This window comes from Pectobacterium fontis, assembly GCF_000803215.1.
GTDB lineage: Bacteria > Pseudomonadota > Gammaproteobacteria > Enterobacterales > Enterobacteriaceae > Pectobacterium > Pectobacterium fontis.
This window is the reverse complement of the sequence record NZ_JSXC01000060.1, coordinates 15,780-28,176: the sequence shown is the minus strand read 5'-3', so window position 1 is coordinate 28,176 and position 12,397 is coordinate 15,780. Positions and strand designations below refer to the sequence as shown.

The 12,397-nt window shown below is 52.3% G+C and carries 12 protein-coding genes; 3 read left to right on the top strand and 9 right to left on the bottom strand.

Features of this window, described 5'->3' with window-relative positions; translation table 11 throughout:
• Positions 1 to 7 precede the first annotated feature (7 nt).
• From OI69_RS17945 to OI69_RS17910, 8 genes are all read right to left on the bottom strand, one after another.
• Positions 8 to 724: a 4'-phosphopantetheinyl transferase family protein gene (locus OI69_RS17945; protein ID WP_039353702.1), complete on the bottom strand. Its 717-nt coding sequence runs from the start codon at positions 722 to 724 to the stop codon at positions 8 to 10.
• Positions 725 to 888: 164 nt separating this feature from the next.
• Positions 889 to 2,166: a NupC/NupG family nucleoside CNT transporter gene (locus OI69_RS17940; RefSeq protein ID WP_039353699.1), complete on the bottom strand. Its 1,278-nt coding sequence runs from the start codon at positions 2,164 to 2,166 to the stop codon at positions 889 to 891.
• A gap of 321 nt (positions 2,167 to 2,487) precedes the next feature.
• Positions 2,488 to 3,321 carry a TatD family hydrolase gene (locus tag OI69_RS17935; RefSeq protein ID WP_235319724.1) on the bottom strand — a complete coding sequence of 278 codons (834 nt, stop codon included), beginning with the start codon at positions 3,319 to 3,321 and terminating at the stop codon, positions 2,488 to 2,490.
• Positions 3,322 to 3,432: 111 nt separating this feature from the next.
• Positions 3,433 to 3,621, bottom strand: a complete 189-nt coding sequence (locus tag OI69_RS17930; protein ID WP_039353696.1) for a CsbD family protein — start codon at positions 3,619 to 3,621, stop codon at positions 3,433 to 3,435.
• Positions 3,622 to 3,866: 245 nt separating this feature from the next.
• Positions 3,867 to 4,028 (bottom strand): DUF1328 domain-containing protein, encoded by a 162-nt coding sequence (locus tag OI69_RS19555; protein WP_012773166.1) that lies wholly within the window; start codon positions 4,026 to 4,028, stop codon positions 3,867 to 3,869.
• Positions 4,029 to 4,196: 168 nt separating this feature from the next.
• Positions 4,197 to 4,805, bottom strand: coding sequence for a molecular chaperone OsmY (osmY, locus tag OI69_RS17920; RefSeq protein WP_039353689.1), 609 nt, complete (start codon positions 4,803 to 4,805; stop codon positions 4,197 to 4,199).
• Positions 4,806 to 5,353: 548 nt separating this feature from the next.
• The gene (gene prfC / locus OI69_RS17915; RefSeq protein WP_039353687.1) at positions 5,354 to 6,943 is read right to left on the bottom strand and encodes a peptide chain release factor 3; all 1,590 of its coding nucleotides are present in this window, start codon (positions 6,941 to 6,943) and stop codon (positions 5,354 to 5,356) included.
• Positions 6,944 to 7,141: 198 nt separating this feature from the next.
• A complete protein-coding gene (locus OI69_RS17910) occupies positions 7,142 to 7,840 on the bottom strand; it encodes a YtjB family periplasmic protein (RefSeq protein ID WP_039353686.1) in 699 nt (232 codons plus the stop codon).
• Between the two features lie 157 nt (positions 7,841 to 7,997).
• Between OI69_RS17910 and serB the strand changes: the two genes are divergently transcribed.
• The 3 genes from serB to nadR all read left to right on the top strand — a co-directional run bounded on the left by serB (position 7,998) and on the right by nadR (position 11,760).
• Positions 7,998 to 8,975, top strand: coding sequence for a phosphoserine phosphatase (serB, locus tag OI69_RS17905; RefSeq protein WP_039353685.1), 978 nt, complete (start codon positions 7,998 to 8,000; stop codon positions 8,973 to 8,975).
• Between the two features lie 17 nt (positions 8,976 to 8,992).
• Positions 8,993 to 10,375, top strand: a complete 1,383-nt coding sequence (radA, locus tag OI69_RS17900; RefSeq protein WP_039353683.1) for a DNA repair protein RadA — start codon at positions 8,993 to 8,995, stop codon at positions 10,373 to 10,375.
• A 131-nt stretch (positions 10,376 to 10,506) separates the two neighbouring features.
• Complete coding sequence (gene nadR, locus OI69_RS17895; protein ID WP_039353682.1) at positions 10,507 to 11,760, top strand: multifunctional transcriptional regulator/nicotinamide-nucleotide adenylyltransferase/ribosylnicotinamide kinase NadR; 1,254 nt, start codon at positions 10,507 to 10,509, stop codon at positions 11,758 to 11,760.
• Here the strand turns inward: nadR and OI69_RS17890 are convergent.
• Positions 11,757 to 12,395: a 5-formyltetrahydrofolate cyclo-ligase gene (locus OI69_RS17890; RefSeq protein ID WP_039353680.1), complete on the bottom strand. Its 639-nt coding sequence runs from the start codon at positions 12,393 to 12,395 to the stop codon at positions 11,757 to 11,759. The two genes, nadR and OI69_RS17890, sit on opposite strands and share 4 nt — an antisense overlap.
• Positions 12,396 to 12,397: the final 2 nt, after the last annotated feature.

Sequence of the window (12,397 nt, the reverse complement as noted above, 5' to 3'; positions counted from 1 at the left end):
GGCTTTTTTAGCAGCAGATAAAGGTGGTGACGTCGTACTCTCTCAGCAGATATGCGCCTTTAAAGCGGCGTCCGGCGTAAAACGTCGGTGTCAGATCGGTGAGAAGTTCCAGTTCAAACTCACGTTTAGTGATATTCAGCGCCACCAGTCTGGCATCCAGAAAATCAAAGTAGTGCCGCACCTGCGGGTAAAGCGCTTTAAACAAGCTCTCTTTGGCAGAAAAGCTTATCGTCAACAAACAGCAGAACGACTCCTCCCGCCCCTGAAACCACAGGAACTCTTCGTCGCCAATAATGCCAGGCCACAACGATTTTGCGCGCTCATCAGAGATAAACCCTTCAATATCAACGCCAACGCCCGACACCTCATCACTGCGCCAATGTGCGGCACAGAGAACACTGTCTTGGTTGTGACTTAGCGAGCCAGCAATGTTTTCTGGCCACTGCGGAGAGCGATCTTGCGCACTACACAGCACAAAATCGCGATGGCCCAGTTTATTCAACACATCTCTGGCAAGATAGCGCCCAGCGAGAAACTCGGCGCGCCGCTTCGGGACGGCACGCGTCAAGGCATCAGGAAAAGGAATATTCGCCTCGGTAAAAAGCGCGTCGTCATAAGCAGATAAATGGAAATGGCAGCGAGCAGTCATACCTGGGTAGGCGGCACCGTCCGTTGCGCGAGGAAATGTAATCCATTCAACATCGTCAATAAAAGCAGAAAGCATGTTACTCCACTCAGGCAAGCAAATGGCACCCGCATTCAGTAAACGCCGCGTAGACTACGCCTAATCCCTTCATAAAGTGGTTTAAACGAACAATGGGCGACGTTCATCGCCCATCATCTCGCGGCGGCAAGAAATGCCGGATTGCATTACAACGTTCGAAAGCCCTACAGCGCCAAAAAGAACCCTGCGATACAGGCGCTCATCAGGTTAGAAAGCGTACCTGCCACGACCGTTTTCAAACCCAAGCGGGCAATATCCTGACGCCGAGTTGGCGCCATACTGCCCAATCCTCCAATAAGAATAGCAATAGACGACAGGTTAGCAAAGCCGCATAACGCGAACGAAATCACAGCTTTGGTATGATCTGACAGCACTTGCAACCCCGCCGCCTGTACCACGTCATCCGCTTTCAGATATTGACTGAAGTTCATGTAAGCCACGAACTCGTTAACGATCAGCTTCTGCCCAATGAACGAACCGGCAACGGCGGCTTCGCTCCATGGGATACCAATCAGGAACGCAACGGGCGCAAAGCACCAGCCAAGAATCAGCTCCAGCGATAGCTGCGGATAGTCAAACCAGCCACCGATACCACCAAGAATACCGTTCAGCACGGCGATCAGGGCGATAAACGCCAACAGCATCGCCCCCACATTCAGCGCCAGTTGCAAACCGGACGCCGCGCCGCTCGCCGCCGCATCGATGAGGTTAACCGGACGATCTTCTTCATCGACAAACCCGACCATCTCGTCATGGTCGTGGGTTTTTTCCGTTTCCGGCACCATCAGCTTGGCAAACAATAACCCACCCGGTGCCGACATGAAGGAGGCCGCAATCAGATACTCCAACGACACGCCCATCTGGGCATAGCCCGCCATGACGGCGCCCGCAATCGACGCCAGCCCGCAACACATCACCGCAAACAGCTCTGACTGCGTCATATTGGCGATGTAGGGACGCACTACCAGCGGCGCTTCCGTTTGGCCGACAAAGATGTTGGCCGTTGCCGAGAGTGATTCCGTACGGGAGGTTCCCAACAGTTTCTGCAATCCACCACCGAGTACTTTGATGACAATCTGCATGATGCCCATATAGTAGAGCACGGCGATAAGGGAAGAGAAGAACACGATAATCGGCAATACGCGGAGTGCGAAAACAAACCCGCCACCGCCAAATATTTCGAACATTTTATCGGAGGCCAGACCGCCAAACATGAAGGAAACACCTTGATTTCCGTAGTTAATAACGTTTGACACCCCGTTCGACATGCCCTCCAGAATGGCGCGCCCTATTGGTACATACAGCACCAAGGCACCGATACCGATCTGAAGAATGAAAGCACCCACGACGGTGCGCAATCTGATGGCTTTACGGTTACTGGATAACATAACCGCGAATAACATCAGAACAATCATGCCGATAAGACTCATAACGAGTTGCATGTGTGGTTCCCTATAACGCGTGAAAAAGTGAGACAAAAATAAAAATCAGCCAGCAGGCAGGGCAAAATCGCTATCAAGCGCGCCGATTATAAAGACAGCCCGGTAGAGGTCGCTAATTTATGTCATAAATAAATACAACATCGAACAGCAGAAAACACCAAAAGGTGATCTACGTCACAATTATATGGTTGATATATGAAATCAGAATGACTGTTTTGTACGTTGCTGCACAGAAATAACAGAAAAGCGGAAGCAAAACGCCTTCCGCATGGGGAGAGGATCGGGCGTTACTGGGGAGTAACGTAACAACAGTGAGTGGCGTTATGCCGGAACGAGTTGCCCAAACAGCCGCAGCGAATTCTGCCAAAGCGCCTCGGCAATCACCTCAGGCGGTTCTGTACGAAGCGCACATAGCGTGTGAAATGCAGAGGTTATACGCTCTGGTCGATTGGGTTGTCCCTGATAGCCACTCATCGGCATATCAGGCGCATCGGTTTCCAGCAGCAGCCAATCTAATGGCAACTGCGCAATTGCCTGACGCGTTTTATTCGCTCTGTCATAGGTAATCGTTCCGCCAACGCCAATGTAGTAGCCCAACCGGATAAAGGCCTGTGCCTGCGCCAGACTCCCCGCAAACCCATGCACCACACCGGTACGCGGCACCTCAATACGGCGGAGCAATTGTGCCAACCGGTCGTGGCTGCGCCGCGAGTGCAGGATCGTCGGGAGATCGTGTTTTTTCGCCAACCGAAGTTGGGCCTCAAGGAAAGCAAGCTGCCGCTCGAACTGCGGATCTGGCATATAAAGATCCAAGCCAATCTCCCCCACCGCCACCAGTTTTTGAGGTTGATGACTCAGTTCCTCTTCCAGACGGAGCAGGTCGCTCTCCTGATGTTCAGCGATGTAAAGCGGGTGAAGGCCAAGCGCAGCGTAAAGCGGTGAGTAGGTGCGAACGAGCGTCAGCACACGCTCAAAATGCTGGGAAGCCACAGCCGGAATAATAATGCGCTCAACCCCAGCGTCTTGCGCCAGACGCAAGCTCTCCGGTGCAGCATCGTAAAATAGGGGGAAATCGAAATGACAGTGGGTATCGATAAAACGGTATCGTTTAGAAGAAAAATCCGGTTCGGGAAATGGCTCAATATCAGAAGGCACGTTGCTTCTCCGTCAGATGAGGTTCGTAAAATGGAGCGAACCAATCAACGTACAAGTCATATCCTGCCAAAACCTCCTGGCAAGAATCAGACTTGTCGTTGCGGTAGGACCTCAATGTAGCGTGGTCTTCTCTGAGGATACCTCGTCGTGTGCTTTTCCGTAACCCTCTTGCAAGACGCCAGACAGGTAATCGTTACTCCCTTCCAGCCAGGCACCGTCGCTGTCAAACCAATCGGCCCACAGCGCCAGAAAATTCCCTCGCCACTGTTTCCATTTGCCAACAACGATATCGCTATTCATCATAAACCTCCTGATAAACTGTCGAAATGCAGCAAATACGCGAACAGTGTGCCGGTAAAATATGACAGCCGCATGGCGCGGCTGTGTGTTCTGGATGACATTTCTTTATACTCGTCATACTTCAAGTTGCATGTACGTTGGCGGCGTTCAGTCACCCGAATCACTGACTTAAGTAAGCTCATCGGGACTCCTTCCCTTGCCGCCTGCCTGAAACTTGAATTAGTTAGAGTATATAACGCGCTGTACTACGGCCGTTTTCGCCCCGTGAACAAACTAAGCAGAAACAGAATAATACCAACCACGAAGACGATTTTCGCCGCACCAGCCGCTGTACCAGCCAATCCACCGAAACCCAGTGCTGCCGCGATGAGTGCGATCACTAAAAATATAATACCCCAACGAAACATACGCTCTCCTTACCAGACAAAATGAAAAATAAGCATGGTGGTCATCCTGACGCGCTTCATGCGTCCTGACTGCGTATCCACAGATGGTGTTTTATTATGCGGATTAGGTGAGGTGCCCTATCATGACGAGCACCCTGTGCGAAATCACTCTATTGATAATAGCGATGATTATTTGGCTGTCAGGTCGTTTTTGACGCTTTTCACACCCTCAACGGCTTTCGCAATACTTTCAGCACGGTCGGACTGTGCTTTGTTGTCCACTTCGCCACTCAGTAGCACTACGCCTTCCTGAGTTTCAACCTTCACTTTACGGGACGGCACAATGTCATCCGCCAGCAGTTTGGCTTTAATGGTGCTGGTAATCACGGCATCATCGGCATAAGCGCCAACCGATTGTGATGGATTATCTTTCACCTGCAATTTGTCACTGACGGATTGAACGCCCTCAACCTGTGTGGCGATTTCTACCGCTCGGGTACTCAGTGCCTGGCTGCCGACAAAACCGCTCAGCGTGACGACACCCTTCGACGTTTCAACCGAAATATCGCTGCTGGTAATCGATTTATCTTCCAGCAACGCACTCTTCACTTTTGCCGTGATAGCACTGTCGCTCATGTAGTCAGATGCTTTATTGGCGGAACTATCGATTTTTGCACCTGCTGTATCCGCGATACGATCAACTTTCTGTCCTAATGTTTCTTCCGCCATGGCACCGCCAGCCAGAAGAGAACCCAGAGCTACTACGATCAGCGATTGTGTTAATTTGGTCTTTTTCATTGATGTCTTCCTTCTTATGCTTTTCTATCAACCCAAAATAACCTATTAGGGTCACGTTAACGCCTGCACAGTCATCAGCAAACCAAGGTGATAATGACGCCACCAACACTCAAATGATTCTTCCTTATTAGATAAAAAATCAGAGCATTAAATTGCAGGTTATAAAAAAATCAAAGTAATGAACCTATTTAAATTACTTTAACAGTTAAACACGCTAAGCAAGTTAACACGCTGTTAACTATAGACCACAGAATGAAAAATCACAGGGGAAGAAAAGAATATGTACAGCAATTCAGATTTGTCTGTGGCACCAGAACGAAAAGGGGAAATTTGCAGAAAATACATTTAATACATTGTTTTTTAATGTATTTAAAAATAAAAAACCCGGCTATTTTTGGCCTAAAACCAAACATAACCGGGTAATGATTATTTTAACAAAACGGTCGCTATTTACACACCACAGCCACGATGATTTCCGTGAAACGGTGGCGAATCAACCGCCTCATTGTAAATCGGGGCAGCGATAAACATGACTGCCGTTATGAAAATTAATGCTCGCGCGTTTGATGGAACGTCACTTCTGGGTAGCGCTCCCGCGTCAGGTTCAGGTTCACCATCGTCGGCGCCACATAAGCCAGATTATCCCCGCCATCCAGCGCCAGATGCAGTTCGTTTTTACGCTTAAACTCTTCAAATTTCTTCACATCGCTGCACTCGACCCAGCGTGCGGTAGACACGTTAACCGACTCGTAAATCGCTTCAACGTTGTATTCCGTTTTCAGACGGGCAACCACCACATCGAACTGCAACACGCCGACAGCACCAACAATAAGATCGTTGTTGGTCAATGGACGGAAGACCTGCACCGCACCTTCTTCAGACAGTTGTACCAGCCCTTTCAGCAATTGTTTCTGCTTGAGCGGATCGCGCAGGCGGATGCGACGGAACAGTTCCGGTGCAAAGTTGGGGATACCGGTGAATTTCATGTCTTCACCCTGCGTAAACGTATCGCCAATCTGGATCGTGCCGTGGTTATGTAACCCGATGATATCGCCCGGATAGGCTTCTTCAATGTGGGAACGGTCACCCGCCATAAAGGTCAGCGCATCTGAAATCACCACGTCTTTACCTGTGCGAACCTGACGCAGCTTCATGCTTTTTTCATATCGTCCAGACACGACGCGCATAAACGCCACGCGGTCACGGTGTTTCGGGTCCATATTGGCCTGAATCTTGAACACAAAACCGGTGAATTTCTCTTCCGCCGCCGTGACTTCACGCGTATCCGTGTTACGCGGCATCGGCGCGGGCGCCCAGGCGACTAAGCCGTCCAGCATGTGGTCAACGCCAAAGTTACCCAGCGCCGTACCAAAGAAGACCGGCGTCAGTTCGCCGGCCAGAAACGCCTCAAGCTCAAATTCGTGCGATGCCCCCTGTACCAGTTCCAGCTCTTCACGCAGTTGCGCAGCCAGCTCTTCGCCAACGGCGGTATCCAGATCCGGGTTATTCAGCCCTTTAACGATGCGCACTTCCTGAATCGTGTGGCCTTTACCACTCTGGTACAGGTAGGTTTCGTCTTTATAAAGGTGGTATACGCCTTTGAACAATTTGCCACAGCCAATCGGCCAGGTGATCGGCGCACAGGCAATCTTAAGCTCGCTCTCGACTTCATCCAGCACTTCCATCGGATCGCGGATGTCACGGTCGAGCTTGTTCATGAACGTCAGAATCGGCGTGTCGCGCAGGCGGGTGACTTCCATCAGCTTACGCGTACGATCTTCGACCCCTTTTGCGGCGTCGATCACCATCAGGCAGCAGTCAACCGCCGTCAGCGTACGATAGGTATCTTCAGAGAAGTCTTCGTGCCCCGGCGTATCTAACAGGTTAACCAGACATTCACGGTAGGGAAACTGCATCACGGAGGTGGTGATGGAGATCCCACGCTGCTTTTCCATCTCCATCCAGTCGGATTTCGCATGCTGGTTCGAACCACGCCCTTTTACCGTACCGGCAGTCTGAATCGCCTGTCCGAACAGCAGAACCTTTTCAGTAATCGTGGTTTTACCCGCATCGGGGTGAGAAATGATAGCGAACGTTCTTCTTTTAGAGACTTCGCGGGCGTATTCACTTGGAGACATGATTTTCAGGTTTCTTTTGTTAGCCACCCGGCGTCAGCATCAAGTCAACAGCACACCGATGAGATCGTCAGGCAAAGCGGAAATAAACTATAGCCGAGCATTTTCCCTGATTTAACGTGCAGACACAATCGGTGATGGCATAAACACCCGTCAAAACGCGGGGTAAGTTAGGCGTTGGTACGGGCAGCGATCCCTCTCTCAGAGGCTTTTCTCTTCCCCCTCTTTTTTCACTACCGCACCGCCGCCCGGCGGCGTTTCACTCTCAGCGTCATCGGCTTCTTCTTTCACTGGCGTACTTGCCGTCAGAAGATAAGGCGACTGTTGCCAACGGGTACGACGATTCTGCAACAGCGTGCGGGTCAGAATAATGCCGATAGCCACTGAAAGTAAAATCATCAGGCGCAGAATATTCGTAGTGTTATCCACCTGTCTGGCTTCGGTCGCCAGCACATGAGTATCTAAGGTAATGCGCAGGAAACCGATAGGCCCTTCTTTTCCCTCAATCGATTGCACCAGTTGATGGTTAAAGTAGCTACCGACCCGATTGCCGTCGAGCGCCAGCCGGTCTCGCAGTTGTACCTGTTCCCCGACATGCGCCACCAGCGAGCCATCCTGCTGATAGACGCCGGCATCCAGAATGCGGCTGTGATCGGTAAGCTGCTTGAGGATGGTATTAATCTTTTGGCTATTATCATCCACGCTGCCCATCAGTGGCGAAAGGCTGTAAGCCACCTGTCTGGACAGCGTGCGTGCCAGATCTTCAACCTGTTCAGAATGCGCCATCTGGTGACTCAAACTGAAATAGGACGCACCTTGCATTAATACCACCAGCAAAGCGAGACAAATCAGCACAATTGCCGTGCGGTGTAGACGAAATTTTACCTGGGCGCGAACCATGATAATCCTTACACGATTTGGATACTTTCATGTTGCCAGAAGCGCCAACGATAGGATAGCTTGTTGCCCTGTTTTTGGAGGGATATGTTTGCTCGACGCCACATCCCTCTTTTATCACACGACTTTATCGCACTATTGCCAGCAGAGGATTTACCCCATGTCGAATAGTCTGACCTATCGTGATCTCCCAGATGAGATCAACTGTTGGCCAGGGCTGCCATTATCATTGAGCGGTGACGAAGTGATGCCGCTTGACTACCGTGCTGGCGACACTGGCTGGCTGATTTACAGCGACGTCCTCGATAAAAACCTGATTTCCCGCTACCAGCGTAAACTGGGCTGTGCGATGGTGATCGTGAGCGCCTGGAACGTAGGTGATTATCAGGTCGTACGCCTGGCGGGCACGCTGACGCCACGCGCTACCAAGCTGGCACACGAACTGGGTATTGATGTCGCCGCCATGCGCAACGCGCCGACGCTGCGTTCGCCGGGTTTGCTGGTCATGGACATGGATTCCACTGCGATTCAGATCGAATGTATTGATGAAATCGCCAAACTGGCGGGCACAGGCGAACTGGTTGCTGAAGTCACTGAACGCGCAATGCGCGGCGAGCTGGATTTCTCCGCGAGCCTGCGCCAGCGTGTTGGCACATTAAAAGGCGCCGACGCCACTATCTTACAGACCGTACGTAAAACGCTGCCGCTGATGCCTGGCTTGCGTAACATGGTGAGTCAGCTTCAGGAAGCGGGCTGGCACGTCGCCATCGCGTCTGGCGGGTTTACCTATTTTGCCGACTATTTGCGTGACGAATTAGGTCTGGTCGCCGCGGTGGCCAACGAATTAGGTATGCAGGACGGCAAACTGACGGGCGAGGTCATCGGTACGATTGTCGATGCGAAGTATAAAGCCACCACGCTGCAAGCGTTGGCGGAGAAGCTGGCGATCCCGATGCACCAAACTGTCGCAATCGGCGACGGCGCGAACGATCTGCCGATGATCAAAACCGCCAGCCTGGGTATTGCCTATCACGCCAAACCCAAGGTCAACGAGCAGTCTGCGGTGACCATCCGTCACGCCGATCTGACCGGAGTGCTGTGCATTCTCAGCGGCAGTATGAGACACGAAAAGCGTTAATCTGTTGGAGGTGAACCGTGGCAAAAGCTGTCAAACGGGCGTTTGTCTGTAATGAATGCGGCGCTGACTATCCGCGCTGGCAAGGGCAGTGCAGCGCCTGCCATGCCTGGAATACCATTACGGAAGTTCGTCTGGCGGCGGCGGCGGCGTCACGCTCCGACCGTCTCACTGGCTACGCGGGTGAAAGCGCGGGCGTCAGCCGAGTCCAAAAACTATCGGACATCAGCCTTGAAGCCCTGCCCCGCTTTTCTACCGGTTTTCTGGAGTTTGACCGCGTTCTGGGCGGCGGCGTCGTCCCCGGCAGCGCCATTCTGATCGGCGGCAATCCCGGCGCAGGCAAAAGTACTCTGCTGCTACAAACGCTGTGTAAGCTGTCAGAAAACATGAAAACCCTGTACGTCACCGGGGAAGAATCCTTGCAGCAGGTGGCGATGCGGGCGCACCGCCTCAATCTACCCACCCAGAATCTCAACATGCTATCGGAAACCAGCATCGAACAGATTTGCCTGATTGCCGAGCAGGAACAACCCAAGCTGATGGTGATCGACTCCATTCAGGTCATGCACCTCGCCGATATCCAGTCGTCACCCGGTAGCGTCGCACAGGTACGCGAAACGGCGGCCTATCTGACGCGTTTCGCCAAAACGCGCGGCGTCGCGATCGTGATGGTCGGCCACGTCACCAAAGACGGCTCACTCGCCGGGCCAAAAGTATTGGAACACTGCATCGACTGCTCCGTGCTGCTGGATGGCGATGCCGATTCCCGTTTCCGCACTCTGCGCAGCCACAAAAACCGCTTTGGCGCCGTCAATGAACTGGGCGTATTCGCCATGACGGAACAAGGGCTACGCGAAGTCAGCAATCCGTCGGCGATTTTCCTCAGCCGTGGGGACGAAGTCACATCCGGCAGTTCGGTCATGGTGGTGTGGGAAGGCACGCGCCCGCTGCTGGTGGAAATTCAGGCGCTGGTGGATCAATCGATGATGTCTAACCCGCGCCGCGTGGCGGTCGGGCTGGAGCAGAACCGGTTAGCCATCCTGCTGGCGGTTCTGCATCGTCACGGCGGCTTGCAGATGTCGGATCAGGATGTCTTTGTGAATGTCGTCGGCGGCGTTAAGGTCACCGAAACCAGTGCCGATCTGGCGCTGCTGCTGTCGCTGGTCTCCAGCTTCCGCGATCGCCCATTACCGCAGGATCTTGTTATTTTCGGTGAAGTCGGTCTGGCAGGTGAGATCCGTCCCGTTCCCAGCGGGCAAGAGCGCATCACTGAAGCCGCCAAGCACGGCTTCAAACGCGCCATCGTTCCTCATGCCAATATGCCGAAGAAAGCGCCTGCCAGTATGCAGGTGTTCGGCGTGAAAAAGCTGGCCGATGCGCTGGCAATCCTCGACGATCTCTAAACGAGCCACAGAAAGGCATCTGCTACGCGGTTCTCCTGTTCACCCTGAGCTAAACAGCAGTGTGAAAAAATCGCGGATATTGCCATGTTTTGTGGTATTTTGTTTAGTAAAATAAACAAGAGCGCTACGCTATGTCATCATTTGATTACCTGAAATCCGCCATTCGGCAGAAGGGTTGCACCCTACAGCAGGTTGCCGATGCAACCGATATGACCAAAGGCTATCTCAGTCAATTACTTAATGCCAAAATCAAAAGCCCTAGCGCACAGAAGCTGGAAGCGCTCCATCGCTTTCTTGAGCTGGAATTCCCCCGCTATGAAAAGAGCGTTGGCGTCGTTTTCGGCAAGTTCTACCCGCTACATACTGGCCACATTTATCTGATCCAACGTGCGTGCAGCCAGGTCGATGAACTGCATGTGATTTTAGGTTACGACGAACCGCGCGACCGGCTGCTGTTTGAGAACAGCTCGATGTCGCAGCAGCCTACCGTCAGCGACCGTCTGCGCTGGTTATTGCAGACCTTTAAGTATCAGAAAAACATCCATATTCATGCCTTTAATGAGCAAGGAATGGAACCGTACCCGCACGGCTGGGATGTGTGGAGTAAAGGGATTCAGGCGTTCATGCAGGAAAAAAGCATCACGCCTAACTTTGTCTACACCAGTGAAGAACAGGATGCCCCGCAATATCGCCAGCATCTGGGCATTGAGGCGGTCCTGATTGATCCACAGCGATCTTTTATGAACATCAGCGGTTCGCAGATTCGTCACGATCCCTTCCGCTACTGGGACTATATCCCGACCGAAGTGAAGCCGTTCTTTGTGCGTACTGTGGCCATTCTTGGCGGCGAATCCAGCGGTAAATCCACGCTGGTGAACAAGCTGGCGAATATTTTCAACACCACCAGCGCCTGGGAATATGGCCGTGATTACGTCTTCTCCCACCTGGGGGGCGACGAGATGGCATTGCAATATTCCGACTACGACAAGATCGCGCTGGGTCAGGCGCAGTACATTGATTTTGCGGTTAAATACGCCAATAAAGTCGCCTTTATCGATACCGATTTTGTCACCACACAAGCGTTCTGCAAAAAATACGAGGGTCGTGAACACCCGTTCGTTCAGGCGCTGATTGACGAATATCGCTTCGATCTGGTGATTTTATTGGAGAACAATACGCCATGGGTGGCTGACGGGCTACGCAGCTTAGGTAGCGCCGCTGCCCGCTCCGAGTTCCAGAATCTGCTAAAAACGATGCTGGCCCAAAATAATATTCAGTACGTTTACATCAAAGCGTCGGACTACGATTCGCGTTTCCTGCACTGCGTGGAATTGGTCCAGCAGATGCTGGGTCACGATCGGCCCCCTGAGCCGATCAAAAGTTAGCGCGTGCTCCATTGCCAATGGCGGGACGGGGTAATGATTTCAGGTAGCGGAATATCCCAGCTTTCCACTGGCAATGCGTCAACCTGCTGACAGTCGTGGGCCAACCCAATCGGATAAGGCCCACGAGACATCAGGTTGCGATACTGTAACGTCCGGTCGTAAAAGCCGCCGCCCATCCCCAGCCGCTGCCCCTGCGGATCAAATGCCACCAGCGGCGTCAGCAGAATGTCCAACTGCGGTAACGGCAACACCTGCCTCACATCCAAACGCGGTTCCATAATCTTCAGGCGATTACGTACCAGCACGGTGTCTGGCGCATAGCGTAGAAACAGCAAATACCCAGCGCGAAACGGATGCAGAACCGGCAAATAAACGCGTTTCTCCTGCTGCCACAGCCGTTGAATCAATGGTTGAGTATCCAGTTCACCATCAAACGACAGAAATACCGCCACACTATCCGCCCGAATAATTTTCGGGTGCGCCATCACGCGTTCACACGCCTGCTGTGCAAATAACGTCTGCTGTTCTGACGTCAGTAAACGCCGTTTTTGTCGCACAATCTGGCGAATCTGTTGACGTGCTACTGTGGAAGAGCAGAGTGTGTCGGGAAATATCGAGGAATCAGGAGATGACATGG

What these genes read in the sequence shown, in the direction of transcription:
- OI69_RS17945 (WP_039353702.1), bottom strand. Translation starts at nt 724, where the DNA reads ATGCTTTCTGCTTTTATTGACGATGTTGAATGGATTACATTTCCTCGC.
- OI69_RS17940 (WP_039353699.1), bottom strand. Translation starts at nt 2,166, where the DNA reads ATGCAACTCGTTATGAGTCTTATCGGCATGATTGTTCTGATGTTATTC.
- OI69_RS17930 (WP_039353696.1), bottom strand. Translation starts at nt 3,621, where the DNA reads ATGAATAGCGATATCGTTGTTGGCAAATGGAAACAGTGGCGAGGGAAT.
- OI69_RS19555 (WP_012773166.1), bottom strand. Translation starts at nt 4,028, where the DNA reads ATGTTTCGTTGGGGTATTATATTTTTAGTGATCGCACTCATCGCGGCA.
- osmY (WP_039353689.1), bottom strand. Translation starts at nt 4,805, where the DNA reads ATGAAAAAGACCAAATTAACACAATCGCTGATCGTAGTAGCTCTGGGT.
- prfC (WP_039353687.1), bottom strand. Translation starts at nt 6,943, where the DNA reads ATGTCTCCAAGTGAATACGCCCGCGAAGTCTCTAAAAGAAGAACGTTC.
- OI69_RS17910 (WP_039353686.1), bottom strand. Translation starts at nt 7,840, where the DNA reads ATGGTTCGCGCCCAGGTAAAATTTCGTCTACACCGCACGGCAATTGTG.
- serB (WP_039353685.1), top strand. Translation starts at nt 7,998, where the DNA reads ATGTCGAATAGTCTGACCTATCGTGATCTCCCAGATGAGATCAACTGT.
- nadR (WP_039353682.1), top strand. Translation starts at nt 10,507, where the DNA reads ATGTCATCATTTGATTACCTGAAATCCGCCATTCGGCAGAAGGGTTGC.
- OI69_RS17890 (WP_039353680.1), bottom strand. Translation starts at nt 12,395, where the DNA reads ATGTCATCTCCTGATTCCTCGATATTTCCCGACACACTCTGCTCTTCC.